Origin of the sequence: Vineibacter terrae (assembly GCF_008039615.1) — a bacterium.
In the GTDB taxonomy this organism is placed as follows: domain Bacteria; phylum Pseudomonadota; class Alphaproteobacteria; order Reyranellales; family Reyranellaceae; genus Vineibacter; species Vineibacter terrae.
On sequence record NZ_VDUZ01000007.1, the window covers coordinates 14,152 to 39,563 of the forward strand.

Sequence of the window (25,412 nt, forward strand, 5' to 3'; positions counted from 1 at the left end):
GCCGGCGACGCTATAACTCCTCTCCAGGAACAGACTTCCGCAACGAGGTTCCGATGACGGTCGCCGAGCTGATCGCGCTGCTCGAGAACGAGGATGCCGACGCGACGATCCTGGTCAACATCGAGGGAACACCGCGCGAGATTTCCCATCTCGAGGCGCTGCCGCAGGAGGACGGCGAGATCGAGGTCCACATCATGATCCCCGACTGAGGCCGGCCGGCCTCAGCCGGCGGCGGGAGCCAGGTGCCAGACGATGACGAGCGCGGTCATGCCGATCGCGATGGCTGCCGGGGCCAGCAGGATGTCGACGGCCACATGGGAGCCGCGCTGATGGCCGCTGCCGACCTCGATCTCGCGCGACCTCCAGTCGTGGAACGAGCCGCGGCTCGCCTTGTCGTCGTCGCGCGCCGGGTCGGGGCTATGGCGCGCGAAGCTCCCCAGCGCGAAGACCAGGCCGATCGTGACGATGCACAAGTAGCTCACGAAGACCAGCGCGAGGTCGGTGTAGGACTCGCTGACATCGGGACTCCAGGTCGCGGCGAAGCCCCAGGCCGCGAGCAGCGCCCAGGCGGCAAGGGCGACGACGCCGCGGAAGATCCAGGGGTGCAGGCGCACGGTGGTGGGCCGTTCGGTGGACGGGCTGGTCATGGCCATGGTGGCCTCCGTTTGGCTGTTGCCAGACCAACGATGTGCCGGCGCGACCTGTTGCGCCGGCCTTGCCCTGGCGACCGCATGCCGCAGGCGTCCCGAAAGGTGTCAGGATGCGGTCCGCGACGACTGGCAGGGTGACGGCAACATGAAACGTCGGCGCACACCCGAGATGATCCACGCCGAATGGCGGCGCCGGATGGCGAACTCGCTGGTCTTCGCATCCGTGGCGCTGGCCGTGATGCTGGGGGCCGGCATCGCCGGCTACCACTACCTGGCCGACCTGCCGTGGATCGATGCGCTGCTCAACGCCTCGATGATCCTGGGCGGCATGGGGCCGATCGACCCGGTCAGGAGCGACGTCGGCAAGGTCTTCGCCTCGGTGTATGCGCTGCTCAGCGGGCTCGTGTTCGTGGGCGTGTGCGGGGTGCTGATCGCGCCTTTTGCCCATCGCTTCCTGCACCGCTTCCATGCCGAGCTGGAGGAGGGGGAATGACGGCCGTGGTGTCGCCGTCGATCAGCTGGTCGAACGCCTCGCCGAACAGCGCATGAGCCACGACCGTATCGGCCATCGCGCCCAGCTTGCGGTAGAACGCCAGCGCCTCGGTGTTCCACTGCTTGGCCGTCCACCAGAAGAAGATGCAGCCTGCCTGGCGCGCCTCGCGCGCCACCGCCGTCATCAGCGCCCGGCCGACGCCTTGCCGCCGCTCGCCGTCGTTGACGAAGAGATCCTGCAGGTAGAGGCCGCGCGCGGCATGCGGGGCGTCATAGGCGGCATGGAACATGGCGTAGCCGACCGGCCGCCCGTCGCGCTCGGCGATCAGGGCGGTCCAGCACGGCGCCTCGCCGAAGCCGTCGCGCCGCGCCGCGGCCGGACTGAAGCTGCTGACGGGGTCGCCCTGATGCGCGTTGAGGCCCTGCGCCATCTCGGCCAGCGCCTCGGCGTCCTCGATGGTGGCGCGGCGGACACTCAGCCCACGCCCACGCGGTGCGTCGCTCATGGCCCGCACGATGAAGCGACGGCAACGGAAGGCAAGCGATTTCCTTCGTGCGACGCCGCGCCGGCGCTACTGCATGCGGGCGCGCATCTGCTGGCGCAGGTGGTCGATCGGCAGGCGCTTGCCGTCGAAGTCGATGTGCCAGAAGGTCCAGCCGTTGCACGACGGCGCGCCCTGCACGGCGGCGCCGACCTGGTGGATCGAGCCGCGCAGGTCGCCTTCCGGGCCGGTGGTCGAAAGTGTCCCGTCGGCCTTGACCCGGGCCTGGATGCGGCCGGAGGGGTCGGCGAGCGTCGCGCCGGGCGTCAGCAGGCCTGTTTCGATCAGGATGCCGAACGGGATGCGCGGCTCGCTGCGCCGCGCCGGCTTGGGTGCGACGTCCTCGGCCGGCAGCGGCCGCACGGCGGCGATGCGCTTGCGGGCCAGCTCGGCGTAGTCGGCATCGCGCTCGATGCCGATGAAGCGGCGGCCCAGCCGCTTGGCCACGGCGCCGGTCGTGCCGCTGCCGAAGAACGGATCGAGGATCACGTCGCCGGGGTTGCTGGCGGCCATGATGCAGCGGAACAGCAGCGCCTCGGGCTTTTGGGTCGGGTGCGCCTTCTTGCCGCTGCCGTTCTTCAGGCGCTCGGCGCCGGTGCACAGCGGCAGCGTCCAGTCGCTGCGCATCTGCAGGCCTTCGTTCAGCTCCTTCAGGGCCTCGTAGTTGAACGTGTAGCTGCGCCGGCGGCGGTCGCGCGCCGCCCAGATCAGCGTCTCGTGCGCGTTGGTGAAGCGCTTGCCGCGGAAGTTCGGCATCGGGTTGGTCTTGCGCCACACGATGTCGTTGAGCAGCCAGAAATGCAGGTCCTGCAGCGCCGTGCCCATGCGGAAGACGTTATGGTAGCTGCCGATCACCCAGATCGTGCCGTCCGGCTTGAGCACGCGGCGCGCCGCCTTCAGCCAGGCGCGGGTGAAGGTGTCGTAGGTGGCGAAGTCCTCGAACTTGTCCCAGTCGTCGTCGACCGCGTCGACCTTGCTGTTGTCGGGCCGATGCAGCGCCCCGGCGAGCTGCAGATTGTAGGGCGGGTCGGCGAACACCATGTCCACGGAGCCGCTGGGCAGCTCCGCCATGATGTCGATGCAGTCACCAACAAGGACGCGGTCGGACAGCCCAATGTCCTTCGGCATGCGCAACGTTTCCTTCGCACCATGGATCGGCCACGGAGGAGGAACCGGCCGAGGCGGCAAAGAATGTGGCGTGCTGTGGATAAAGTCAATTAGTTTGTGCTGAATCAGCCATCTAAACCGGTTTGCTCAAGTGGTTGCCGGCTTCGATTCGCGCAACTCGGAATGTTGTGGCCTCAGAGCAGACGCCCCAGGGGCGCGAAGCTGAGGCGGTGATGCGGCGTCGGCCCGAGCTTCTGCAGTCCGGCCAGGTGCGCGGGCACCGAGTACCCGACATTGGTAGCCCAGCCATAGCCCGGATGGCGGATATCGAGCCGGTGCATGATGCGGTCGCGGGTGACCTTGGCGATGATGGAGGCGGCGGCGATCGAGTAGCTGAGCGCATCACCGCTGACGACGACCTCCACGGGACAGGCGAGCGGTGGCGGCCGGTTGCCGTCGACCAGCGCCATGGCCGGGGCGGTCGGCAGCGCGGCCACCGCCCGGCGCATCGCCAGGAAGCTGGCTTGCAGAATGTTGAAGCGGTCGATCTCGCGCGCGCTGGCGGCGCCGACGCCGATCAGCACCGCGTCACTCTTGCGCAGCGACCTGTAGGCCTTCTCCCGCTCCTCGATGGTGAGCTTCTTGGAGTCGTCGAGCAGCCGCAGCAGGCTGCGCTTGGCACGCGTTCTGTCGAGGATGACGGCGGCGGCCAGCACCGGCCCGGCCAACGGCCCGCGGCCGGCTTCATCGATGCCGGCGACAAGGCCTTCATGGCGCGATTCGATTCTAAAACTGGGCATTGCTGGTCGATGGTCAACATCGCCGCCCGCGCCACCGAACGGAAGCAAGATCTTTCAACAGCTTGTGGAGATCCTCCGGCGGCGCCGCCGGCAGGGTCAGAACAGCGACAGCTGGCCGCCCTGCGAAGCGCTGCCCGCGGCATCGGCCGGAACGCGGAACTGGGTGATGTCGAGCGTGTAGCGGAAGCGGTTCATCTCGAACCTGCGCGCCGCCAGCGCAAAGCGCGTGCGCAGCAGCTCGGCGTAGGTGCCCGTGCCGGTCATGCGCTGGGCCCAGTCCGAATCGTAGAGCTTGCCGCCGCGGGTCTGGCGCACCAGCGACAGGACATGCTCGGCCCGGCCGGGGAAGTGCTCGCGCAGCCATTCCTCGAACAGCGGCCCGATCTCCAGCGGCAGGCGTAGCACGGTATAGCCGGCCCGCGTCGCCCCGGCCGCTGCCGCCGCCTCGAGGATCGCCTCCATCTCGTGGTCGTTGATCGCCGGGATCATCGGCGCGCTCATCACGCCGGTGGGGATGCCGGCCTCGCTCAGCGCCTTGATGGCCGCGATGCGGCGCGATGGCGTCGAGGCGCGCGGCTCCATGACGTTGGCCAGATGCCGGTCGAGCGTGGTCACCGAGACGAACACCTCGGCCAGCTGGCGCTTGGCCATCGACGCCAGGATGTCGATGTCGCGCGTGATCAGGTGGTTCTTGGTGACGATGCCCACCGGGTGGTTGAACTCGGCCAGCACCTGCAGGATCGCGCGCGTGATCTTCAGCTCGCGCTCGACCGGCTGGTAGGGGTCGGTGTTGGTGCCCATCGCCATGACGTTGCAGCGATAGGATTTCTTCGACAACTCCTGGCGCAGCAGCTGCGCGGCGTCGGGCTTGAACAGCAGCTTGGTCTCGAAATCCAGGCCCGGCGACAGGCCGAGATAGGCGTGGCTGGGCCGCGCGAAGCAATAGATGCAGCCGTGCTCGCAGCCCCGGTAGGGGTTGATCGAGCGATCGAACGGCACGTCCGGCGAGGTGTTGCGGGCGATGATCGTGCGCGTGGCATCGCGGGTCAGCGTCGTGGCCAGGCGCGGCGGGTCCTCGTCCTCGGGGTGGGGGTTGACTTTGCCGGCGTCGCGGTCGTCCGCCGATCCCCAGCCGTCGTCGACCGCCACCGTCGTCTGGCTGTCGTAGCGGTTGGCCGGGTTGCCGATCGCGCCGCGGCCCTTGCGGGCGCGCGCCGCGACGGCCGCGTCGTGCGCCATGGGCGCGGTATCGAAGCCCTCGATGTCCGGCCCCGGCAGGGGTGTCGAACGGGGTCTCATGGCGGTGCCTTGATGAGAACGAAAGAAGAACAAATTGACTCGGCAAAGGGCGCGAGTCAAGCCTGTCCAGTCGTCCTCGGACGAGCGGCCTCAGCCGCTGCGGGGTGGCTTGCCCTCGTTCAGGCGCGGCAGCAGCTCGGCGAAGTTGCAGGGCCGATAGCGGATATCGAGCTGGTACTTCAGGATGTCGTCCCAGCCGTCGCGGCAGGCGCCGGGCGAGCCGGGCAGGCCGAAGATGTAGGTGCCGCCCGCGACACCGGCGACGGCGCGGCTCTGCATGGTCGAGGTGCCGATCTTCTGGAAGCTGATCCAGCGGAAGGTCTCGCCGAAGCCTTCGATCTCCTTCTCGAACAGGCCCTTGAGCGCCTCGGGGGTGACGTCGCGCCCTGTGACCCCGGTGCCGCCCGTCGTGATCACGACCTCGATCGCGGGATCCTGGATCCAGGCGGTGACCCGGCGCCGGATGTGCTCGATATCGTCGGTCACGATGGCGCGGTCGACGAGGTGATGGCCCGCACCCTTGATGCGCTCGACCAGGGTGTCGCCCGATTTGTCGTCGGCCAGGGTGCGGGTGTCCGAGACCGTGAGCACGGCGATGTTGACCGGCTTGAACGGCCGGCTCTCGTCGATGCGGTCCATGCGCGTCATGACATCCTCACGGTCTTGCATTGCGGTGGCCCGGACTATAGGCGTTTCCATGATGTCCACCCACGCGCATGATGTCGTCATCATCGGCGCCGGCCACAACGGCCTGGTGTGCGCGGCCTACCTCGCCGCCGCCGGGCTGAAGGTGAAGGTGCTCGAGCAGCGCGGCGTGGTGGGCGGCGCGGCGGTGACGGAGGAATTCCACCCCGGCTTCCGCAACTCCGTCGCGTCCTACACGGTGAGCCTGCTGCAGCCGCGGATCATCCGCGACCTCGAGCTGCGTCGCCACGGGCTGGAGATCGTGCATCGCCGTCTGGCCAATTTCCTGCCGCTGCCCGATGGCGGCTACCTCAAGGCCGGCGATGGGGTCACCCGCGGCGAGATCGCGCGCTTCAGCCCGCGCGATGCCGAACGGTACGACGCCTACGGTGCCGAGATCGAGGCCATAGCCGACGTGCTGCGCGCGCTTGCGTTGCAGCAGCCGCCCAATCTCGTCGGGTCGTGGCGGCTCGGTCTTGCCGAAGCCTGGCGCGCGCTCGCCACCGGCAACCGCCTGCGCCGGCTGACGCCGCCGCAGCGCCGCACGCTGCTCGACCTCTTCACCAAGTCGGCCGGCGATTATCTCGATGGCTGGTTCGAGGCCGATGCCGTGAAGGCCCTGTTCGGCTTCGACTCGATCGTGGGCACCTATGCCAGCCCCTACACGCCCAACACGGCCTATGTGCTGCTGCACCACGTGTTCGGCGAAGTGAACGGCCGCAAGGGTGCATGGGGCCATGCGATCGGCGGCATGGGGGCGATCACCCAGGCGATGGCGCGCTCGGCGCGCGAGCGCGGGGTCGAGATCGAGACCGACACGGCGGTGCGCGAGGTGATCATCGAGCGTGACCGCGCGGTCGGCGTCGTGCTGCAGGACGGGCGCACCGTGCGGGCGCGCGCCGTCGCCGGCAACGTCAACCCGAGGCTGCTGTTCGAGCGCCTGGTGCCGCCGGAGGCGGTGCCCGCCGATTTCCTGGAACGCATGCGGCGCTGGCGCTGCGGGTCGGGCACGTTCCGCATGAATGTCGCGCTGTCGGCCCTGCCCAGCTTCACGTGCCTGCCGAGCACCGGCGTTGCCGACCATCATACGGCCGGCATCATCATCGCGCCGTCGCTGGCCTACATGGACCGTGCCTATGACGATGCCAAACGCGACGGCTGGAGCCGCGAGCCGATTGTCGAGATGCTGATCCCCTCGACCCTGGACGACAGCCTGGCGCCCAAGGGCGCGCATGTCGCCAGCCTGTTCTGCCAGCATGTGCAGCCACAGCTCTCCGGTGGCCGGTCATGGGACGATCATCGCGACGAGGTCGCGGACCTGATGGTCGCGACCGTCGAGCGTCATGCCCCCGGCTTCGCCGCCAGCATCGTTGGCCGCCAGATCCTGAGCCCGCTCGATCTGGAGCGGACCTTCGGGCTCGTCGGTGGCGACATCTTCCACGGCGCCTTGTCGCTCGACCAGATCTTCAGCGCGCGCCCGATGCTGGGCTATGCCGACTATCGCTCGGCCGTGCGCGGCCTGTATCTCTGCGGCTCGGGCACCCATCCCGGCGGCGGGGTGACCGGTGCGCCGGGCCATAACGCGGCGCGCGTCATCATCGCCGACAGCCGCCGCGGCTTTCGCGCCTGAGGGCCGATCTATTCAGCTGCTTTGCTTGCAAGCGCGCCCAGCACCGCCTGCGTATCGCCGCCCAGCGCCGGCGGCTCGTGGCGCACCGGCAGTGTCTCGCCGTCGAAGCGGACCGGGAACCCGAATGTCTGCGTCTTCACGCCGGAGGGCAGGGTGATGGGCTGCACCCAGCCCATATGCGCGACCTGCGGGTCGGCTAGCACCTGGGCGTAGCTGTTGATGCGGCCATGCGGCACCCCGGCGGCCTCGAACGCCGCGATCCAATGATCGACGGGCTGCGTCGCGAACACGTGCTCCAGGATGTCCTTCAATGCCACCTGGTTCTGGGCCCGCAGCAATGTGGTGGTGAAGCGCGCGTCGGCGAGCAGGTCGGGGCGCGCCACCACCTCGGTCACGGCCTGCCACAGCCGGTCATTGCCGGCCGCGATCACGAAATAGCCGTCCTGCGCCTTGAAGGCCTGATAGGGGGCATTGCGCGGATGCGCCGAGCCCAGCTTGCGCGGGTCGCGGCCGGTGCCGAAGAACTCGCTGGTCTGCAGGGCGGCGATGCCGAGGCTGGCGCCCAGCATCGATACGTCGATATGCCCACCCGGGCCGCCGTTCTGCACCACGCGCAGCTTGGCGGCGATCGCGAACGCGCCGTACAGGCCGGCGGTGAAATCGGAGACCGGCACGCCGCACTTCACCGGCGCGCCATCGGGCTCGCCGGTGACGCTCATGATGCCGGAGACCGCCTGCACCGTGACGTCGAAGCCGCCTTCGCCGCTGCGCGGGCCGGTCTGGCCGAAGGCCGAGATGGAGCAATATATCAGGCCCGGCTTCTCGTCCTTGAGCGCCGCGTAGCCCAGCCCAAGCCGGCCCATGACGCCGGGCCGGTTGTTCTCGACCACGACGTCAGCCGACAGGATCAGCGCGCGCGCCTGCTTCTTGTGCTCCGGGTTCTTCAGGTCGAGCACGATCGAGCGCTTGTTGCGGTTCAGCGAGGCGAAGTTCTCGCTGTAGCCGTTGGAGATCGGCGGCCACTGGCGCAGCATGTCGCCGCCGGGCGGCTCGATCTTGATGACGTCGGCGCCGAGGTCGGCCAGCAGCATGCCGCAGAACGGCCCGGCCGCGACCTGGCAGAACTCGATCACCCTCACACCGGCCAGCGGCAGCATCTCGGGACCTCTGGAGCTAGCGTCGCGCGTCGCGCGCGGTGTGCGTCGGCCACTGGGCCTGGGCAACCTGGTCCAGCGACTCGGCCCGCTGGCCCAGCCGCATGCGGTAGATCCAGTAATTCGCCATGACCGACTCGAGGTAGCCGCGCGTCTCGTTGATGGGAATCGATGCGGCGAACAGCAACGGGTCGTTGGCCAGGTCGGCCGCGGCGAGCCAGCGGTTCACGTTGCCCGGCCCGGCGTTGTAGGCGGGCACCACCTGCATCAGGTTGTTGGCGTAGTCGTCAAGCAGGGTCTGCAGGTAGCTCTGGCCCAGCGACACGTTGTGGCTCGGGTCGTAGCGGTCGGTGCCGATCCGGTCGGGCATCGACTGGCGCTCCATCTGGGCGGCGGTGCCGGGCATGAGCTGCATCAGCCCCATGGCGCCGGCCCAGGAGCGGGCGCGCGGATTGAAGGCCGATTCCTGGCGCATCACGGCGAAGACCAGGGCGCGGTCGACACTGAAGCCCTCGCGCGGCGTGTAGGGCGGAATTGGATAGAGCGCGTTGTCCAGGCCTTCGATCTTCTCCGGCCGCTCGCGCGCCTGGGTGGCGACCTTCAGCGCCAGGCTGGGCAGCTTCGCCTCCTCGGCCAGAGCCAGCACGGCCTCGACCATGCGCGGGTCGGCGTCCAGCGCGGCGGCGTTCAGCTCGACCTCGGCATTGCTCACGGCCTTCAGCTGCAGCAGCGCCAGCCCGCGGCGTGCGGTGCGATCGTCGCGCAGCAGGCTGCGGCGGGTGCTGTTGAGCTCCGCGGCCTTCCATTGCGGCCGCACCTCGACGCCCAGGGTGCGCAGCGCGATCAGCCCGTAGAACGTGCGGTCGTAGATCGCGGCCCGCTTCATCCACAAGGCAAAGCGTTCGGGGCTGCCGGCCGCCAGGTTGGCACGCGCCGCCCAGAAGGCGCCGGCAGCGATGGTGGCGGAATAGGCGCGATCGCCCGGCGTCTCGGCGACACGCTCGAACTGGCGGGCAGCCTCGCTGAAGGCACCCTGGCGCCAGGCCGCGATGCCGGCCTGGAAGGCGGCCGAGGGCCGATCGTCATAGTCCTGCACGATCGGCTGGTCCTCGCCGCCGCTCTCGACCTGGCGGCTGCCGATCTCCGCGCGCCAGCGCTGCACCTCGTCCGGCGGCAGGGCACGCTGCGTGTCGGGCAGGTCCAGCACCAGACGCGCGGCCGAGAAGCCGCGATCCTCGATCATGCGCGCCAGCCGGCTGCGGATCGAGGCAGCCTGCACGGACTCACCGCCCATCATGCGCGCATCGGGCGCGATGGAACGCGAGGCCGTGGCGAACGTGGCCGCCTGCGGCTCGGGAGCGCCCGCCGGCCGGCGCGCCAGCGCGGCCTTGTAGATATTGGGGGCGTCGGGGTGGTCACCATAGTCCCGCAGCCAGTCGGCGAGCTGGTCGTAGGACGCAGCGTAGCCCGAAGACAGGTAGCGCTGCGCCAGCACGTAGCCGACGAGCACCTTGTCGCGCAGGGCGCCGATATCGGTGTCGGCAGCGGTCCAATCGCTGCTGGCCTGGGCGGCGATGATGCGCTGGTAGCGGGCCACGTCGGCGGAATCCAGCACCGTGGGCGGATTGCCGGCGACCTGCGCGCCCGGGTCGATGTCGATGACCGGCGGCGGCGGCACGTAGGCACGCCGCGGCGCCGCCTGCGGGCGGAACGTGGTGCGCTTGGCCGGCGCCGGCCGCGCCGCCGTGGGGCGCTTTGCCCCGGGGCGCGCCGCCACCGGTCGTGCCGGCGTTGTGCGCACCGCGGCTGCGCGTTGAGCGGCCGCAGGCTTCGCTGTCGGCACATGCGGTCGTGTCTGCGGCCGGGTGGCCTGCGCCCATCCCTCGGCAGCCGGCACGGCCGCCCACAGGACCAGCGCGGCAACCGCCGGCAGCACGATCGTCTTCATGATGGAGGTCTCCCCACGCCAGTGGCCCAGGCCAAGGCGTTGGTTAGTCGATTGCAGGCGCGCGGGCAAGCGGAGGAACCTCCATCTCCGGCTGCTGTCCGGAAGAAGGGATTGCTGCCATGCGTTGACCGGGCTGCGCGCCGCCCTATAGTCCGCCGACGCTTGAGGATCCCAAGGAGACAGCCATGTCGCTGTGGAACGAGCGCGCGGCCGCCGCGCGCGACATGCTTGCGAAGGTACGCCAGATCGAGGGTAGCGACGGCGTCACCCGCGAGGCGTTGGCCAAGATCGGCCAGGAGCTGGTCGGCCTGGCGACGCGCACGGAATTCTTTCCCCTCGAGCAGTTCCCGGTGCGGGCTGACGGCGGCATCTACCGCATCTCGGAAGATCCCGACCATCGCTTTGCGCTCTACGCCTCGGCCGGCGCGGAGGGCAAGCTGGTGCCGCCGCACAACCATACCACCTGGGCCTGCATCGCCGGCGTGCATGGCCAGGAGCACAATGTGCGCTACAGCCGCGTCGATGATGGCCGCAACGATCCCGAATACATTACCTTGGAGCGCGGCGGCGAGAGCACGATCGTCAGCGGCAACGTTATCGAGTATCTGCCGGATGACTTCCACACCATCCAGGTGCCGGCTGGCGGCGCGCCGGCGCTGCATCTGCATCTCTACGGCCTCAGCCTCGAGCATCTGCCGGACCGGGTGACGGTCGAGCAGGAGACCGGCCGTGCCAAGCGCTTCATGGCCAAGCCCAGGATCCTGACGCCGCTCATCTCGGCTCAGGAGGTCAAGGCGGTCCTGGGCACCGACGCGGAGCTGGCGTTCTTCGACGCGCGCGAGGAGGGCGAGTTCAACGAGGGCCACCCGCTGTTCGCCACGCCCTTGCCGCTGTCGAAGCTCGAGCAGCGCGTGCGCGCGCTGCTGCCCAGCCCGGATGCCCGCATCGTGCTGATGGATAGCGGCGAGGAGGGTCAGATGGGCCGCGCCAACCGCGCCGCCGCCCGCCTGTCGCGCTGCGGCTACGGCAATGTCGCGGTCATGGATGGCGGGCTGAAGGCCTGGCGCGATGCCGGCTACGAAGTGTTCGGCGGCGTCAACGTGCCCAGCAAGGCCTTCGGCGAGGTGGTCGAGCATGACTGCGACACGCCGCGCATCGAGGCGGCCGATCTGAAACAGCTGATCGACGAGGGCAAGGACCTGATCATCCTCGACAGCCGCCCGATGGACGAGTTCCGCAACATGTCGATCCCCGGCGGCATCGACTGCCCCGGCGCCGAGCTGGTGTACCGCGTCAAGGATTTCGCGCCCAACCCGGAGACGCTGGTGGTGGTCAACTGCGCCGGCCGCACGCGCTCCATCATCGGCGCGCAGTCGCTGATCAACGCCGGTCTGCCCAACAAGGTGATTGCCTTGAAGAACGGCACCATGGGCTGGCACCTGGCCGGCCTGCAGGTGGCACGCGGGCGTCACGACACCTATCGCGGCCAGAGTCAGGCGGCGCTCGGCTGGGCCCGCGAGGCGGCTGCTCGTGTGGCCCAGAAGGCAGGCATACGTCCGATCCCGATGAGTGAGCTGCGGCGCATCGAGGCGGCCGCGGCCAGCGCCGGCGGCAGCGTCTACAAGCTCGACGTGCGCGATCCGGCCGAGTACGCCAAGGGGCACCTGATCGGGTTCCGGCATGCGCCGGGTGGTCAGCTGGTGCAGGCCACCGACCACTATGTCGGTGTGCGCAACGCCACGATCGTGCTGCACGACAGTGACGGCGTGCGCGCCACCATGACGGCGCACTGGCTGGTGCAGATGGGCTGGCAGAAGGTCCATGTGCTTAAGCACCGGCCGCTGACGGACGAGATCGAGACCGGTCCCGAGCGCCGTCCGGTGCCTGGCCTCAATCGGGTCGCGGTCGCCACGATCGAGGCGCCGGAGCTGAAGGCGATGGTCGATGCCGGCGAGGTGCTGGTGGTCGACCTCGACACCTCTATCCGCCACCGGGATGGCCATGTCCCCGGTGCCTGGTTCGCGGTGCGCGCCGGCCTGGGCAAGACGTTGCCGGAGATGCTGGCGCAGACACCCGGTGCCAAGCAGGTTGTGCTGGTGTCACCCGACGGCGTGTCGGCACGGCTTGCCGCGGCTGATGTGGTCGAGGACGGTGCCACGACGCTGCCGGTCATGGTGCTGCAGGGCGGCATGCGCGCCTGGCGCGATTCGCGCCTGCCGATCGAGAAAGGCCAGAACCGCATGGCCGATCCGCCGACCGACGTCTGGTACCGGCCCTATGACCGCGCCGAAGGCGTCGAGGCGGCAATGAACCAGTACCTGACCTGGGAGGTCGACCTGGTCGGCCAGGTGCAGCGCGACGGCGATGCGCGCTTCAATGTGCTGAAGATGTAGCTCTCTTCCCTTCCCCACACTTGCGTGGGGAAGGTGGCCGAAGGCCGGATGGGGAGCTCACGTGGTCCATGGAACTGAGACCACGTCGGCTCCCCTCCGCCCCTTCGGGGCACCTCCCCAACTTCGTTGGGGAGGATGATGCCTCACCCCGCCAGCCTTTCCAGGAACGCCCGCAGCATGGGGGCCCATTGCTCGGCGTCGGCATGGCTGGCGAGATGGCCCTTGTCGGTGACCAGCTCGACATAGGTGATGTCGACACCTGCCTTGCGCAGATCGGCGGCGTAGCCGGGACCGATCGTGCCGGGGAACAGCTTGTCGTTGGGGGCGATGACGTAGAGCACCTTGGCTTTGATCTTCGCGTATTCGTCCGTGATGTCGAAGCGGCTGATCGCCTTGCGCAGCGCCACCAGCGAATGGCCATCGTAGTTGGCGGCCCACGCCCGTGCGGTAGCCCGGATCGCGGCCTCGCGTGCGGCGGCATCGGGAATTGTGGCGGCGAGAAGCTCGCGCTGACCGTACTGCACCAGCGTATCGTAGCGGATCGCTTCCAGCACCGTCCTGATGCCGCCGTTCTCATAGTACCAGCCGCCGTTCCAGTTGGGATCCGTGGCCAGGCGCTTGGTCAGCGCCTCGATCGCCTCAAGCCCGCTGCGCATCCGGGGCGCCGTCACCGTCGGCACGATGCCGCGCATGAAGTCCGGAAATGTCACCGCCCATTGAAAGGCCTGGAAGCCGCCCATCGAGGGGCCGACAACGGCATGCAATCGTTTGACGCCCAGGCTGTCCAGCAGCAGCTTCTGCGCCCGCACCGAATCGCGCAGCGTCACGTCGGGGAAGGTTGGTCCATAGGGCTTGCCGGTGACCGGATCGATCGTGTTGGGCCCTGACGAGCCATGCGCCGAGCCCAGCGCATTGGCGCTCACGACGAAGTAGCGGTTTGTGTCGATTGCCTTGCCCGGGCCGATCAGCGCGTCCCACCAACCCGGCTGGTCTTTCGGCACACCCTTGGCGGCCTTGCCCGGCGCGTAGCGGCCGGCGACATGCGCGCTGGACGTGTAGCCGTGGGTGACCATGATGGCGTTGTCCGCCGCCGCGTTGAGAGCGCCATAGGTCTCGTAGGCCACGCGGCAGTCGGGCAATGTGCCGCCGAGGTCGAGGTTGAAATCGCGTGTTGTGAATGTCCTGCCTTCGACGTGATCAAGCGTGGCATCCATGGCGGCCTCACAGGATTTTGTAGAATGGCCGTGTTCTCGTCGGCCCCGGCATTGGCCGCAGAGAGTAGCATCACGACGACGCCTGGATCACACGGAGAGTTTCGATGCCGCCATCGCCACGCGTCGGCCGCCGAAGCCTGATCCGCGGCCTCGTGGCCGCAGGCGCAGCGACGCTGCTGGGACCGACGCCGGCCGCGGCCCAGCAGCGCCCGATCCTGACCCGCCCGATTCCGTCGAGCGGCGAAGCCTTGCCGGTCGTCGGACTGGGGAGCTGGATCACGTTCAATGTCGGCAACGACAAGGCTGCCCGCGATTCCTGCGCCGAGGTGATGCGCCACTTCTTCAACGGCGGCGGCCGGTTGATCGATTCCTCGCCGATGTACGCTTCTTCACAGGAGGTCATCGGCTACGGCCTCGACAAGCTCGGCAAGCCGGCGGCGCTGTTTTCCGCCGACAAGGTCTGGCTCCCGTACGGATCGCGCGGCCGCTACCAGATCGAGCAGTCCCGCCGGCACTGGAACGTGCCCCGCTTCGATCTGATGCAGGTGCACAACCTGCTGGCCTGGGAAGACCATCTGCCGACCTTGTTCGCCATGAAATCGGCAGGTCAGCTTCGCTATGTCGGGATCACGACCTCGGAGGGGCGCCGCCATCACGAGATCGAGCAGATCATGCGCAGCCAGCCGATCGACTTCGTCCAGGTCACGTACAACGTGCTCGACCGGCAGGTCGAGGAACGCATCCTGCCGCTGGCCCGCGACAGGGGCATCGGCGTCATCGTCAACCGGCCGTTCCGCGAGGGCGCGCTGATCAAGAAGGCGCTGCGCCATCCGCTGCCGAACTGGGCGGCCGACATCGACTGCGCCAACTGGGCCCAGATCATCCTCAAGTTCATCGTGTCGCATCCCGCCGTGACCTGCGCCATTCCGGCGACGACCAGCGTGGCGCATGTGCGCGAGAACATGGGCGCTGCCTACGGCCGGCTGCCGGACGAGGCGATGCGTCGGCGCATGATCGTGCATGTCGAGGCGTTGTGATGTCGGAGTGGTGGACCTACAGCCTCTCGGATTTCCTGCTCTTCTCGCCCCGGACCTACTATCGGCTGTTCGAGCTCTACAACGCCGATATCTGGCCTATCCAGATCCTGACCGTGATGCTTGGCGGCGCCATTCTTGCGCTGATCCGCTGGAATGGCGTGTGGCAGGGGCGTGCGGTCGCTGCCATCCTGGCTATGTGCTGGATATGGATCGCATGGGCATTTCATGCCGAGCGCTATGCGACCATAAACTGGGCTGCGACCTATATCGCGATGCTCTTTGTGGCGGAAGGACTGGCGCTGCTGGTGGTCGGCGCAATTCGCAGTCCGCTCCGCCTGCGGCCGGGTGGAAGCGTGGTGAACCGGGGTGGCCTCTGTCTGTTCGTGTTCGCGTTGCTGCTGCAGCCCGCCATCGGTCCGCTCGTCGGCAGGACATGGATGCAGGCCGAGATCTTCGGCGTCGCCCCGGATCCGACGGCAGTCGCCACCCTGGGTGTCGCGCTGATGGCTGACAGGGTTGTCCGGAACATCATGGTGGTGCCGCTCGTATGGTGCGTTGTGAGCGGCGCCACGCTGTGGACGATGGAGGCGCCGGACGCCTTTGTCATGCCGGTGGCCGCGTTGCTGGGGATTGGGCTGCTGATCTGGAAGGCGTGGACGCTCCGGCGCTCCCGTCGTGCGGCCGGCATCGCACCGGTATAGAATTCGGGCGGCGCAGGACTACTTGCCGAACACAGCGGCAGCGTAAGGAGAAGCAACGCAACATCAGGCGGGAGGACGCCATGGCGTACGAACCGGTTCTGCCGATCAAGCTCGACTCCACGTCCAACGGCGAGTTCGCCCCGGTGCCGGTCAGCCCCGGCATCGCGCGCGCCAACAGGCTGGCGGCCCAGCGCATCACGGACAACGCGCGGCATACGGGGCAAAAGAGGCGCACGTTCCTGACCGGCCTGTGCGGCGCGGCAACGACGCTGCTGACTCTCAACGAAGCCTTCGCCTCGCAGGGCGCCCGCGGCGGCGCCTTCGAGCTGCCGCCCGAGGCGGGGCTCGATCCGCAAATGGCGCAGGCGATCACCGGCCGCGAGTTCATCTTCGATATCCAGACGCACATGATCGAGGCCCAGGGCACGGCCTGGCGCAACGGCCCGTCCGCCGGCGGCCTCGACCAGCTGCGCTCCCTCCTGAGCCTGCCGCCGAAGCAGTGCGCCGAAGGACCAGGCCTGTGGTGCTACGATGCGCGGAACTTCGTCAAGGACGTCTTCCTCGACAGCGACACCGACCTTGCGGTGCTGTCCTTCGTGCCGGCGCTGCCCGATGAGAATCCCGTGTCGATGAAGGAAGCGACGCGCGTGCGCGATCTCGTGGCCGGGCTGGGCGACGGGCGGCGCCTGCTGCTGCATGCCATGGTCGTGCCCAACGCGCAGCCTTATCGAAGGCAGCTCGAGCGGATGGTTGAGATGCACCGCGCCTACGGCATCGCGGCCTGGAAGGTCTATCCGCAATGGGGTCCCAGAGGTGTCGGCTGGTGGCTCGATGATCCGGAGGTGGGCATTCCCTTCATCGAGCAGGCGCGGCGCATCGGCGTGAACAACATCTGCATGCACAAGGGACTGGCGTTTGGCGGCCAGGAGCCGCGCTACGCGTCCTGCGTCGATGTCGGCCGGGTCGCCAAGCGGTATCCGGACGTGAACTTCATCATCTACCATTCAGGCTTCGAGATCAGCCGGCGGGAAGGGCCGTATGACCCGGCCCGCGCCGATCGCGGCATCGACAGCCTGGTGAAGTCGCTACAGGACAACGGCATTGCGCCCAACAGCAATGTCTACGCCGAGCTGGGCAGCACATGGCGGATGGTGATGCGCGACCCCGACCAGGCGGCGCACACCTTGGGCAAGCTCTTGAAGCATGTCGGCGACAAGCGCGTGCTCTGGGGTTCCGATTCGATATGGTACGGCTCGCCGCAGGACCAGATACAGGCGTTTCGTGCCTTCCAGATCAGCCGCGAGTTCCAGGACCGCTACGGCTATCCCGCCCTGACTCCGGCGATCAAGGCCGATGTGTTCGGCCTGAACGCGGCGCCGGTCTACAGGATCGACCCGGCCACGGCACGCCGCCGCGCCGACGTCGACACGGTCGGCCGGCTCAAGGCGGCCTATCTCGAGGCCCCGGATCCGAGCTTCGCCACCTACGGTCCGCGGGATGCGACGGAATGGCGCCGCTTCCGCGCGAGGCATGGCGACGGGCCGGGCTGATGTGCCCCGGAGGTCTATGACGCCAGGATCTGGTCAAGCCGCTCGCGGATATTGAGCAGGTCGATCCATGTCTGCCGCTTGCCGCCGGGTGTGCGCAGCAGATAGGCCGGGTGGAACATCGGCATGGTCGGAATGCGTGTGCCGTCGGGCAGGGTGTATTCGAACCAGCGACCGCGCAGGCGGGTGATGCCGGTCTCGGTCTCGAGCAGGCTCTTGGCCGGGACGCCGCCGGCCAAGACCAGCAGCCGCGGCCGCTTGAGCTCGATATGGCGGCGCGCGAAGGCGACGCAGATCGCGACATCGCTGAGGTTGGGCGTGCGGTTGCCTGGCGGTCGCCAATTCAGGATATTGGTGATGTAGACGTCGCGCTCGCGGGTGAGTCCGATGGCCGCGAACATGCGGTCCATGAGCCGGCCGCTGACGCCGACGAACGGCTTGCCTTGGCGATCCTCGTCCTCGCCCGGCGCCTCGCCCACCACCATCACCGGCGCATCGGCGGCGCCGTCGGCGAAGACCGTGTTCTTGGCCAGCCGCTTCAGCGAGCAGCCTTCGAAGGCGCGGATGGCCGCTTCCAGCTCGACCAGCGATTCGGCCCGGGCGGCGGTGGTGCGCGCATCCTCGACCAGTTGCGGCGACTCCAGCGGCACCGTCGGCATGGCGCGCGCGGGAGCGCTGGTCCGGGGCGCGGCTGCAGCGGGCGGGGGCGCGGCCGTCGCGACCCGTGCCGGCACCGATGCCGGCGGTGTTGCCGGCCGTGCCGCGAGCGCGACGGTGGCCTCATAGCGATCAAGCGCGGCCTCGCCGATGGCCTCGTCGACCCCGGCTTCCGCGTACCAGCGCAGCAGGGCGGCAATGTCGGTGGCGGAAGGCAACGCGTCCATCGGATAGGTGTTTCGCAATGCGGCGAGGGGCAATCTGGCAGCGTGGGTAGCGCGGCGCAAACGGGTACGCTATTGCTACTGCCAACATGGGCGATGTGGCGCACTCCGTCCATCGTCTATTTGCCAACAGGGGGAGCATCCGGCCGCGGACCCGGTGGCGCTTGCGGAGAGGGACGATGTCGCGCGAGTCAATGGAATACGATGTCGTGATCGTGGGCGGCGGGCCGGCAGGCCTGGCTGCGGCGATCCGGCTGAAGCAGCTCGCGGCCGAGCAGGGGCACGAGGTCTCGGTCTGCCTGCTGGAGAAGGGCTCCGAGGTCGGCGCCCATATCCTGTCGGGCGCCGTCATCGACCCGATCGCGCTCAATGAGCTGCTGCCGGACTGGAAGGAACGCGACGCGCCGATCAAGACCCAGGTCACGGACGATCGCTTCCTGTGGCTGACGCAACCCTCATCGATCCGTTTCCCGAACTTCTCGATGCCGCCGCTGATGAACAATCACGGCAACTACATCGTCAGCCTGGGCAATGTCTGCCGCTGGCTCGGCCAGCAGGCCGAGGCGCTGGGAGTCGAGATCTATCCCGGCTTTGCCGCCGCCGAGGTGCTCTACAACGACGACGGCAGCGTCAAGGGCGTGGCCACCGGCGACATGGGCATCGCCAAGGACGGCCACCACAAGGACAGCTACACGCCGGGCATGGAGCTGCACGCCAAGTACACCTTCATCGCCGAAGGTGTGCGCGGCTCGCTGGCCAAGATGCTGTTCGAGAAGTTCAAGCTGCGCGAGGGCGTCGACCCGCAGAAGTTCGGCATCGGGCTGAAGGAGCTGTGGGAAATTCCCAAGGACAAGCACAAGCCCGGGCTCGTGGTGCACACGCAGGGCTGGCCGCTCACCGAGTCGGGCTCGCAGGGCGGCTCGTTCATGTACCACTACGACGAGAACCTGGTGTCGATCGGGTTCGTGGTGCACCTCAACTACGAGAACCCGTACGTCTCGCCGTTCGACGAGTTCCAGCGCTTCAAGACCCACCCCGATATCCGGGGCTATCTGGAAGGCGGCAAGCGGATCGGTTATGGCGCGCGAGCCATCAACGAGGGCGGCATCCAGTCGATCCCGAAGCTCACCTTTCCGGGTGGCGCGCTGATCGGCTGCTCGGCGGGCTTCGTCAACGTGCCGCGCATCAAGGGCAGCCACAACGCCATGAAGAGCGGCATGCTGGCGGCCGAGGCCGCCTTCGCCGCGCTGAAGGGCGGCAGCGAAGGGCATGACGAGCTCACCGCCTATCCTGAGGCGCTGCGCCGCTCGTGGCTGTGGAAGGATCTCGACAAGGTGCGCAACGTCAAGCCGTCGCTGCGCTGGGGCTCGCTGATCGGGACGGTGTATGGCGGTTTTGACATGTGGATGCATGATATGGGCATCCGCCTGCCCTGGACGCTGCACCACCACAAGGCCGACTACCAGACCCTCAAGCCGGCCAGCGAGTGCAAGCCCATCGCCTATCCCAGGCCGGACGGCGTGGTGAGCTTCGACAAGCTGTCGTCAGTTTTCCTGTCGGCGACCAATCACGAGGAGGACCAGCCGGTCCATCTCAAGCTCAAGGATCCCTCGGTCCCCATCGGCGTGAACCTGCCGAAATGGGCCGAGCCGGCCCAGCGCTACTGCCCGGCCGGGGTCTATGAGGTGGTTGACGGCGAGAACGGCCAGAAACGCTTCCAGATCAACGCCCAGAACTGCGTCCACTGCAAGACCTGCGACATCAAGGACCCGTCGCAGAACATCAACTGGGTCGTGCCCGAAGGGGGCGGCGGACCGAACTATCCCGGCATGTAGGGGGCAAGCCGGCGCTTCACATGGACGTCATGCGCCGCCCCTGCTATGCGGGGTGTCGAAAGCACAGTCCCGCCCTATTTCTCGATCAGAAAGTCGGCGGGAATCCGACTAGAGACGGCGCGGAGCAGTGCGCATGAGTGCCAAGGCGGGACGTGTGTTGATCATCGCGTCGTTCGTTGCGCTTGCCCTCGGGGCAGCGGCGGTGATCGGTGTCGATCTGGTGCGGCGCGACCAGCCGGCCAGTGCCCAGTCGGGACAAGGCCGCGGCGGCGACCCGCAGGGGCGTGTGCGCCAGCCACGCAGCCTTGATGGCCTCTACCTCTCGGCACGCGTCGCCGAGCAGGCCCGGGACTACGAGGGCGGCCTGGCGCAGGCCGAGCTGGCGCTGCGCCGGTCACCCGACGATCCCTATGTCCAGCTTCTGACGTTCCGCCTGCGGCTGCTGGCTGGCAAGATTTCGGCGGCGGCCGAACTGGCGCCCAAGATCATCGCCATGAGCTCGGTCGACGGCATGCCGGGCGCGAATGAGGGGCTGCCGAATCTGACCCTGGCGGTGATGGCGATCCGCAAGGGCGATTTCAAGGCGGCCGAGCCCTATGTCGCCAAGCTGGGCGACGACGCCTCGACCGGCCTCATGCGCCCGATTATCGAGGCCTGGCTCAAAGTCGGCCAGAAGGACTTCGCGGCGGCACGCGGCCGGCTGGAGGCGGCGCGGCCTGACGATGAAGTGCTGATGGGCCTGTTCCGCATCTATGAAGGCCTGTTCGAGGAGGCCGCCGGAGATCGCGATGCCGCCGAGCGCAAGCTGCGCGAGGTCGTCAAGCAGGACGAGGTCGCGCCGTTGCGCACGGTGCTGGCGCTGGCCGGCGTGCTGCGCCGAGCCGGCAAGACCAACGAAGCGCGCGACTTGCTGCGCAAGTACGGCGAGGCCAATGCCGACGCCGTGGTGATGGACAACCTGGTGCGCAACGACTCGCTGCCGCGTCAGCCGACACCAGCCGACGTGATCGCCGATGTGCTGCTCGATATCGGCAGCGCGATCGCCGGCGCGCAGCGCGAGAACGCCGGTGACCTCGCCCTGGTCTTCGTCTGGCTGGCGCTCGAGCTGTCGCCGACATCCGACAACGCGCATCTGGTGGCTGCCGACCTGCTCGAATCCGGGGACCGGCCGGACAAGGCCATCGCGCAGCTCAACGCCGTCGACGCCGCGTCGCCCCTGCAATGGCGGGCCCGGATGAAGGCGGCCGCCCTGCTGGCCGATACCGGCAAGACCGAAGAGTCCATCAAGGCGCTGCAGGCGATGGTCAGCGAGCGGCCGGAGCGGATCGACGCCGCAGCGGCCCTGGGCGATCTGCTGCGCAGCAAGGAGCGTTATGCCGAGGCGGTGAAGGCCTACGACACGGCGGTCACGCGCCTGCGCAACGTCGAGGACCGGCACTGGGCGCTTTTCTATGCCCGCGGCATCGCGCTGGAGCGCATCAAGGATTGGCCGCGGGCCGAAGCCGATTTTCGCCGGGCGCTTTCCATGGTGCCGCCGGACGATGAAGGCAAGCGGCGCAGCCGCGGCTTCGTGCTGAACTATCTCGGCTATTCCTGGATCGACCAGGGCGTCAACCTCGATGAAGGGTTGAAGCTGCTGACCGAAGCGGTCGAGCTGGTGCCCAATGACGGCGCCATCACCGACTCGCTGGGCTGGGCATATTACCGTCTCGGGCAGTACGAGCGGGCCGTCACCTTGCTGGAGAAGGCGATCCAGCTCAAGGCCGACGATGCCACGATCGTCGAGCATCTCGGTGATGCCTACTGGCATGTCGGGCGCCAGCGCGAGGCCCGCTTCCAGTGGGAGCGCGCCTTGCGCCAGAAGCCGGAACCCGACCGTGTCGATCCGCTGAACCGAAAGCTCGCCGAGGGGCTCACCCGCGAGCTCGACCAGCCGACCGTCACCAAGCCGCCGGCGGCGGACACGGCACCGGCCGAGAAGCCGGCGGAGAAGAAGTAAGGCGCGGCACGTCAGGATGATTGCGCGCAACGCACCGGCGAAGGTGAATCTCTACCTGCGGGTCGTGGGCCGGCGTGCCGACGGCTACCATCTGCTCGACTCGCTGGTGGCATTCGCGACCTTGGCGGACCGTGTCGAAGCCGAGACGGCGGACGCGTTGTCGCTTCGGCTCGACGGGCCGTTCGCCTACCCGCTGGTCGTCGAGTCGACCGGAGACAATCTGGTGCTGCGCGCGGCGCAGGCCTTGGCTGCCCGGCTTGGGATCGTGCCGCGCGCCCAGCTCAAGCTCACAAAGAACATTCCGGTCGCTGCCGGCCTGGGGGGAGGGTCCGCCGATGCCGCCGCGGCGTTGCAGGTGCTGAGCACCCTGTGGGGCGCCGACCTTGCCGAAGCCGAGCTTGCCGAGATCGCCGCCGGCCTGGGGGCCGACGTGCCGATGTGCCTGGCCGGACGCACGGCGACGGTATCGGGCATCGGCGAGCAGATCGGCCCCGGGCTGGGCCTGCCGGCCTGCGGCCTGGTGCTGGTCCATCCGCTGGTGCCGTTGCCGACGGCCGACGTCTTCCGCGCTGTGGCCCGTCGGCCGTCGGCGCCGATGGCGGACGCGCTGCCCATGCGCCACGGCCCGCCGACGGTCGCCGCCCTGGCGCAGGCGCTGACCATCCGCGGCAACGACCTGACCGATGCTGCGGTCTCGCTGGTCCCCGAGATCGGCGCCATCCTGGCGGCGCTGCATGCCACGCCGGGCTGCCGCTACGCCGCCATGAGCGGCAGTGGCGCCACGTGCTTCGGCCTGTACGAGGACGTGCTCGCGGCCGAGGCGGCCCGGCTCGACATCGCGCAGACGCATCCGCGCTGGTGGACCTACGGCGGCGCGTTCCTCGGCTAGGGACCGTACGCCCCGTCGGCCTACTTCTTCTTCGCGGCCTGCTCGACCCGCTGGCGCAATGCCTCGACCAGGGCCTGCGAGGTCTCGCCGGTCTCGGGCAGGTTGGCCGAACGCTGGAAGGCCTTGATGGCGTTGCGCGTGCCCGGGCCCATCAAGCCGTCCGGCTTGCCGTTGTAGAGGCGCAGGGTCGACAGCAGCTTCTGGACTTCGATGAGCTGCTCCTTGGCGTCTGCCGGATTTGCCGCAGCGGGCGTCGCAGTGCCCGGTGCTGCCGTATCCCCCCCGGACTGCGGTGGCGGCGCCAGCGCCGCCGAGGGCACCTTGGGCCCGGTACGAATGGTGTCCACGATCAGGCGGAACTCGGTCTCTCCCATTGCCTGGGCCCGCTTCAGGTCGGCGGCCGGCATGATGAGCTGCAAGCTGCTCATCTTCTGCTGCGCGCGCGCCGCGAGCTCGCTGTTCTGCGTCGCCGGGTTGGCGCGCTGGAACTGCAGCGCCATCGCATACCAGACCACCGCCTGGGCGAGGTCCTGCTGCACGCCGTAGCTGCCTTCGTCGTATATGACGCCGAGCGCATACATGGATGCGCTCATGCCGCTGCGCGCGGCTGCCTGCAGCAGCTCGACCGCACGCTTGGGGTCGGCCGGAACGCCGCTGCCGTCGCGATACATCAGCGCCAGGTTGTGCATGGCCATCGGCACGCCGGCGATGGCGGCCTTGGTGTACCATTCCAGCGCCTTGGCCGTGCTGCGCGTGAAGATGATGCCACGCTCATACATGACGGCGATATTGTACATCGCGCCCGGCGCGCCCCGATCGGCGGCGCGTTGCAGCCAGCCGGCGCCCTCGGTGGCGTTGACCTTCACGCCGGCCCCTTCGAGGTAGCGCCGCGCCAGCTCCTCCATGGCTTCGGTCTCGCCGGCATTGGCCCGGCGCTTGACCAGATCGAGCGTTTCTTCGGTGATCGGCGCAGTGCTGGGCGGCAATGGCGGCCCGGCGGCACGCGGGCCCGCCGACGGCGGCGCGCCGGCTTCGGGCTTGCCCTCCGGCGCGCCGGCATTGGGGGCTGGCGCCGGGCTTGTTGGCGCAGTGCCAGGTGCCGGCGTCGGCGGCTTGTCCGCTTGCTGCGCGCGCAGATGCCCTGAAGGTAGCACCAGCATGGCGATCCCGATGGTCGCGCCCAGCCCGACCAAGCCAGCGAGGGCCGCGCGCGCCCGCGGCTTGGCCGGCGCTGCCGAGAGGAGGGTATCGGCCGTCGACTTGGCGGGTCGAGCAGTCGGCAGCTTGCTGTCGGTCATGCGTACAAGTCCTGAACGAGGCGATCGACGTTAGCCCGTCCGCGCCGGACCGGCGAGGGCGTCCTGTAGCGGCCATGCGCGCCGCAAGGTGAGGATCAGGGTGGAGAGCAGCAGCACGGCACCGGCTTGATGCACCGTCGCGATGGCGAGCTCGGCGCCGGTCAGGATCGTGCCGATGCCCAATCCGAGCTGGATCAGCGCCATCAACGCCACCATGGTCGTTGCGCGTCGCACGGGGGCCGTCGCATCGACGCGGCGCGCCCGCACCCACAGGGCCAGGCACAGCACGACCAGGATCTTGGCCAGCCAGCGATGCGCGAACTGCGTGCCGGTCTGCGTGGCGACGAAGTTCAGCCAAGCGGGCTCGAGCTCGAGCAGGCCAGGCGGGATCCAGTAGCCCGACATGGTCGGGAACGTCGTGTGGACCTGGCCGGCACGCAGGCCGGCCACGAAAGCACCGAAGGTCAGGACCACGAACAGAAACCCGACCGCGGCAGCCGCGGCTCTGCCGACGCGCCGGTCGCCGGCCAGGGGTGAGGGTGCTTCGGGGCGCAGCAGGCCGAAGGCCAGCCACAGGATATAGGCATAGAGGCTGATGGCCAGGACAAGGTGCAGCGCGAGCCTGTAGTGGCTTACCGACGGCGCGTCCTGCAGCCCGCTCGCCACCATGATCCAGCCGACGGCGCCCTGCAGGCCGCCGAGCAGCAGCAGCACGACCAGACGCGGCTTGAGCCAGCGCGGCACCCGGCCCCTGATGAAGAACCACAGCATGGGCAGCGCGAAGGCGAGGCCGATCAGGCGGCCCCATAGCCGGTGCAGATACTCCAGCCAGAAGATTTCCTTGAACTGCGCGACCGTCATGCCCTGGTTGACCAGCCGGCCCTGCGGCGACTGGGCATACTTGGCGAGCTCGGCCTGCCAGGCCGCGTCGCTCAACGGCGGCAGCCAGCCGGTCACCGGCTTCCATTCGACCATCGACAGGCCGGATTCCGTGAGCCTGGTCAGCGCCCCCAGCACGATCATGGCAAAGATCATCGCCGCGACGACAGCCAGCCAGCGTCCGATGGCTCGCGCGTCCGAACGACCGGTGACAGCGGCCGGCGGTCGATCGGCCGTAGGGAAAGCCACGCTCATGCTTCGGGTTGTGCGCAGCGCGGCCGGCAGTGTCAACCCGGCGTACGGTCGCGTTTGAGGACGGGTACACCTGTCATCCCGAGCGCAGCGAGGGATCTCCCACGAATGGCGCGCTGTTGCGTCTTCCGCAGGAGATCCTCGCTGCGCTCGGGATGACTGTCGATGCTATAATAGCCGC

The 25,412-nt window shown here is 68.6% G+C and carries 22 protein-coding genes; 10 read left to right on the top strand and 12 right to left on the bottom strand.

Features of this window, described 5'->3' with window-relative positions; genetic code table 11:
* The first annotated feature begins 53 nt into the window (after positions 1-53).
* Entirely contained in the window at positions 54-209 is a 156-nt protein-coding gene (locus FHP25_RS40710; RefSeq protein ID WP_178133373.1) for a hypothetical protein, read from the top strand.
* Between the two features lie 12 nt (positions 210-221).
* On the opposite strand, the gene FHP25_RS07830 is transcribed toward FHP25_RS40710, so the two are convergent.
* Complete coding sequence (locus tag FHP25_RS07830; RefSeq protein WP_147846368.1) at positions 222-653, bottom strand: hypothetical protein; 432 nt, start codon at positions 651-653, stop codon at positions 222-224.
* 142 nt (positions 654-795) lie between these two features.
* Between FHP25_RS07830 and FHP25_RS07835 the strand changes: the two genes are divergently transcribed.
* On the top strand, positions 796-1,143 hold the full coding sequence (locus FHP25_RS07835; protein WP_147846369.1) for a hypothetical protein: 348 nt from the start codon (positions 796-798) through the stop codon (positions 1,141-1,143).
* On the opposite strand, the gene FHP25_RS07840 is transcribed toward FHP25_RS07835, so the two are convergent.
* From FHP25_RS07840 to moaB, 5 genes are all read right to left on the bottom strand, one after another.
* Positions 1,043-1,648, bottom strand: a complete 606-nt coding sequence (locus tag FHP25_RS07840) for a GNAT family N-acetyltransferase (RefSeq protein WP_147846370.1) — start codon at positions 1,646-1,648, stop codon at positions 1,043-1,045. The genes FHP25_RS07835 and FHP25_RS07840 overlap by 101 nt on opposite strands.
* A 66-nt stretch (positions 1,649-1,714) precedes the next feature.
* Entirely contained in the window at positions 1,715-2,812 is a 1,098-nt protein-coding gene (locus FHP25_RS07845; protein ID WP_147846371.1) for a site-specific DNA-methyltransferase, read from the bottom strand.
* 173 nt (positions 2,813-2,985) lie between these two features.
* Positions 2,986-3,591: a ribonuclease HII gene (locus FHP25_RS07850; protein ID WP_147846372.1), complete on the bottom strand. Its 606-nt coding sequence runs from the start codon at positions 3,589-3,591 to the stop codon at positions 2,986-2,988.
* A gap of 96 nt (positions 3,592-3,687) precedes the next feature.
* Positions 3,688-4,890, bottom strand: a complete 1,203-nt coding sequence (locus FHP25_RS07855; RefSeq protein WP_147846373.1) for a PA0069 family radical SAM protein — start codon at positions 4,888-4,890, stop codon at positions 3,688-3,690.
* A gap of 90 nt (positions 4,891-4,980) precedes the next feature.
* The gene (moaB, locus tag FHP25_RS07860) at positions 4,981-5,529 is read right to left on the bottom strand and encodes a molybdenum cofactor biosynthesis protein B (RefSeq protein WP_147846538.1); all 549 of its coding nucleotides are present in this window, start codon (positions 5,527-5,529) and stop codon (positions 4,981-4,983) included.
* A 58-nt stretch (positions 5,530-5,587) separates the two neighbouring features.
* Here moaB and FHP25_RS07865 point away from each other — a divergent pair, with 58 nt between their 5' ends.
* Positions 5,588-7,204, top strand: coding sequence for a phytoene desaturase family protein (locus FHP25_RS07865; protein WP_147846374.1), 1,617 nt, complete (start codon positions 5,588-5,590; stop codon positions 7,202-7,204).
* Between the two features lie 8 nt (positions 7,205-7,212).
* Here FHP25_RS07865 and FHP25_RS07870 read toward each other — a convergent pair whose 3' ends face one another.
* Positions 7,213-8,361 (bottom strand): CaiB/BaiF CoA transferase family protein, encoded by a 1,149-nt coding sequence (locus FHP25_RS07870; RefSeq protein WP_147846375.1) that lies wholly within the window; start codon positions 8,359-8,361, stop codon positions 7,213-7,215.
* A gap of 16 nt (positions 8,362-8,377) precedes the next feature.
* Positions 8,378-10,306, bottom strand: coding sequence for a lytic transglycosylase domain-containing protein (locus FHP25_RS07875; protein WP_147846376.1), 1,929 nt, complete (start codon positions 10,304-10,306; stop codon positions 8,378-8,380).
* Between the two features lie 185 nt (positions 10,307-10,491).
* On the opposite strand from FHP25_RS07875, the gene FHP25_RS07880 reads away from it, so the two are divergent.
* Positions 10,492-12,699 (top strand): rhodanese-like domain-containing protein, encoded by a 2,208-nt coding sequence (locus FHP25_RS07880; RefSeq protein WP_147846377.1) that lies wholly within the window; start codon positions 10,492-10,494, stop codon positions 12,697-12,699.
* 143 nt (positions 12,700-12,842) lie between these two features.
* On the opposite strand, the gene FHP25_RS07885 is transcribed toward FHP25_RS07880, so the two are convergent.
* Complete coding sequence (locus FHP25_RS07885; protein WP_147846378.1) at positions 12,843-13,913, bottom strand: homoserine O-acetyltransferase family protein; 1,071 nt, start codon at positions 13,911-13,913, stop codon at positions 12,843-12,845.
* 104 nt (positions 13,914-14,017) lie between these two features.
* On the opposite strand from FHP25_RS07885, the gene FHP25_RS07890 reads away from it, so the two are divergent.
* The 3 genes from FHP25_RS07890 to FHP25_RS07900 all read left to right on the top strand — a co-directional run bounded on the left by FHP25_RS07890 (position 14,018) and on the right by FHP25_RS07900 (position 17,201).
* Positions 14,018-14,950, top strand: a complete 933-nt coding sequence (locus tag FHP25_RS07890) for an aldo/keto reductase (RefSeq protein WP_147846379.1) — start codon at positions 14,018-14,020, stop codon at positions 14,948-14,950.
* The gene (locus FHP25_RS07895) at positions 14,950-15,651 is read left to right on the top strand and encodes a DUF6064 family protein (RefSeq protein WP_147846380.1); all 702 of its coding nucleotides are present in this window, start codon (positions 14,950-14,952) and stop codon (positions 15,649-15,651) included. Before FHP25_RS07890 ends, FHP25_RS07895 begins: the two co-directional genes overlap by 1 nt.
* Positions 15,652-15,731: 80 nt before the next feature.
* Entirely contained in the window at positions 15,732-17,201 is a 1,470-nt protein-coding gene (locus FHP25_RS07900) for an amidohydrolase family protein (protein WP_147846381.1), read from the top strand.
* Between the two features lie 14 nt (positions 17,202-17,215).
* On the opposite strand, the gene FHP25_RS07905 is transcribed toward FHP25_RS07900, so the two are convergent.
* Entirely contained in the window at positions 17,216-18,082 is an 867-nt protein-coding gene (locus tag FHP25_RS07905; protein ID WP_147846382.1) for a uracil-DNA glycosylase, read from the bottom strand.
* A 176-nt stretch (positions 18,083-18,258) separates the two neighbouring features.
* Here FHP25_RS07905 and FHP25_RS07910 point away from each other — a divergent pair, with 176 nt between their 5' ends.
* The 3 genes from FHP25_RS07910 to FHP25_RS07920 all read left to right on the top strand — a co-directional run bounded on the left by FHP25_RS07910 (position 18,259) and on the right by FHP25_RS07920 (position 22,802).
* On the top strand, positions 18,259-19,914 hold the full coding sequence (locus FHP25_RS07910) for an electron transfer flavoprotein-ubiquinone oxidoreductase (RefSeq protein WP_147846383.1): 1,656 nt from the start codon (positions 18,259-18,261) through the stop codon (positions 19,912-19,914).
* Between the two features lie 133 nt (positions 19,915-20,047).
* Complete coding sequence (locus tag FHP25_RS07915; RefSeq protein ID WP_147846384.1) at positions 20,048-21,913, top strand: tetratricopeptide repeat protein; 1,866 nt, start codon at positions 20,048-20,050, stop codon at positions 21,911-21,913.
* 16 nt (positions 21,914-21,929) lie between these two features.
* Complete coding sequence (locus FHP25_RS07920; RefSeq protein WP_147846385.1) at positions 21,930-22,802, top strand: 4-(cytidine 5'-diphospho)-2-C-methyl-D-erythritol kinase; 873 nt, start codon at positions 21,930-21,932, stop codon at positions 22,800-22,802.
* 20 nt (positions 22,803-22,822) lie between these two features.
* On the opposite strand, the gene FHP25_RS07925 is transcribed toward FHP25_RS07920, so the two are convergent.
* On the bottom strand, positions 22,823-24,100 hold the full coding sequence (locus tag FHP25_RS07925) for an SEL1-like repeat protein (protein WP_147846386.1): 1,278 nt from the start codon (positions 24,098-24,100) through the stop codon (positions 22,823-22,825).
* 30 nt (positions 24,101-24,130) lie between these two features.
* Positions 24,131-25,228, bottom strand: a complete 1,098-nt coding sequence (locus tag FHP25_RS07930) for a COX15/CtaA family protein (RefSeq protein WP_178133374.1) — start codon at positions 25,226-25,228, stop codon at positions 24,131-24,133.
* Positions 25,229-25,412 lie beyond the last annotated feature (184 nt).

Excerpts from the sequence above, each read along its gene's own strand:
- FHP25_RS07845 (WP_147846371.1), bottom strand. The coding sequence starts at position 2,812 with ATGCCGAAGGACATTGGGCTGTCCGACCGCGTCCTTGTTGGTGACTGC.
- FHP25_RS07925 (WP_147846386.1), bottom strand. The coding sequence starts at position 24,100 with ATGACCGACAGCAAGCTGCCGACTGCTCGACCCGCCAAGTCGACGGCC.
- FHP25_RS07910 (WP_147846383.1), top strand. The coding sequence starts at position 18,259 with ATGTCGCGCGAGTCAATGGAATACGATGTCGTGATCGTGGGCGGCGGG.
- FHP25_RS07880 (WP_147846377.1), top strand. The coding sequence starts at position 10,492 with ATGTCGCTGTGGAACGAGCGCGCGGCCGCCGCGCGCGACATGCTTGCG.
- FHP25_RS07835 (WP_147846369.1), top strand. The coding sequence starts at position 796 with ATGAAACGTCGGCGCACACCCGAGATGATCCACGCCGAATGGCGGCGC.
- FHP25_RS07895 (WP_147846380.1), top strand. The coding sequence starts at position 14,950 with ATGTCGGAGTGGTGGACCTACAGCCTCTCGGATTTCCTGCTCTTCTCG.
- FHP25_RS07830 (WP_147846368.1), bottom strand. The coding sequence starts at position 653 with ATGGCCATGACCAGCCCGTCCACCGAACGGCCCACCACCGTGCGCCTG.
- FHP25_RS07855 (WP_147846373.1), bottom strand. The coding sequence starts at position 4,890 with ATGAGACCCCGTTCGACACCCCTGCCGGGGCCGGACATCGAGGGCTTC.
- FHP25_RS40710 (WP_178133373.1), top strand. The coding sequence starts at position 54 with ATGACGGTCGCCGAGCTGATCGCGCTGCTCGAGAACGAGGATGCCGAC.
- FHP25_RS07840 (WP_147846370.1), bottom strand. The coding sequence starts at position 1,648 with ATGAGCGACGCACCGCGTGGGCGTGGGCTGAGTGTCCGCCGCGCCACC.
- FHP25_RS07885 (WP_147846378.1), bottom strand. The coding sequence starts at position 13,913 with ATGGATGCCACGCTTGATCACGTCGAAGGCAGGACATTCACAACACGC.
- FHP25_RS07875 (WP_147846376.1), bottom strand. The coding sequence starts at position 10,306 with ATGAAGACGATCGTGCTGCCGGCGGTTGCCGCGCTGGTCCTGTGGGCG.
- FHP25_RS07865 (WP_147846374.1), top strand. The coding sequence starts at position 5,588 with ATGATGTCCACCCACGCGCATGATGTCGTCATCATCGGCGCCGGCCAC.
- FHP25_RS07915 (WP_147846384.1), top strand. The coding sequence starts at position 20,048 with ATGAGTGCCAAGGCGGGACGTGTGTTGATCATCGCGTCGTTCGTTGCG.
- FHP25_RS07850 (WP_147846372.1), bottom strand. The coding sequence starts at position 3,591 with ATGCCCAGTTTTAGAATCGAATCGCGCCATGAAGGCCTTGTCGCCGGC.
- FHP25_RS07900 (WP_147846381.1), top strand. The coding sequence starts at position 15,732 with ATGGCGTACGAACCGGTTCTGCCGATCAAGCTCGACTCCACGTCCAAC.
- FHP25_RS07920 (WP_147846385.1), top strand. The coding sequence starts at position 21,930 with ATGATTGCGCGCAACGCACCGGCGAAGGTGAATCTCTACCTGCGGGTC.
- moaB (WP_147846538.1), bottom strand. The coding sequence starts at position 5,529 with ATGGACCGCATCGACGAGAGCCGGCCGTTCAAGCCGGTCAACATCGCC.
- FHP25_RS07905 (WP_147846382.1), bottom strand. The coding sequence starts at position 18,082 with ATGGACGCGTTGCCTTCCGCCACCGACATTGCCGCCCTGCTGCGCTGG.
- FHP25_RS07870 (WP_147846375.1), bottom strand. The coding sequence starts at position 8,361 with ATGCTGCCGCTGGCCGGTGTGAGGGTGATCGAGTTCTGCCAGGTCGCG.
- FHP25_RS07890 (WP_147846379.1), top strand. The coding sequence starts at position 14,018 with ATGCCGCCATCGCCACGCGTCGGCCGCCGAAGCCTGATCCGCGGCCTC.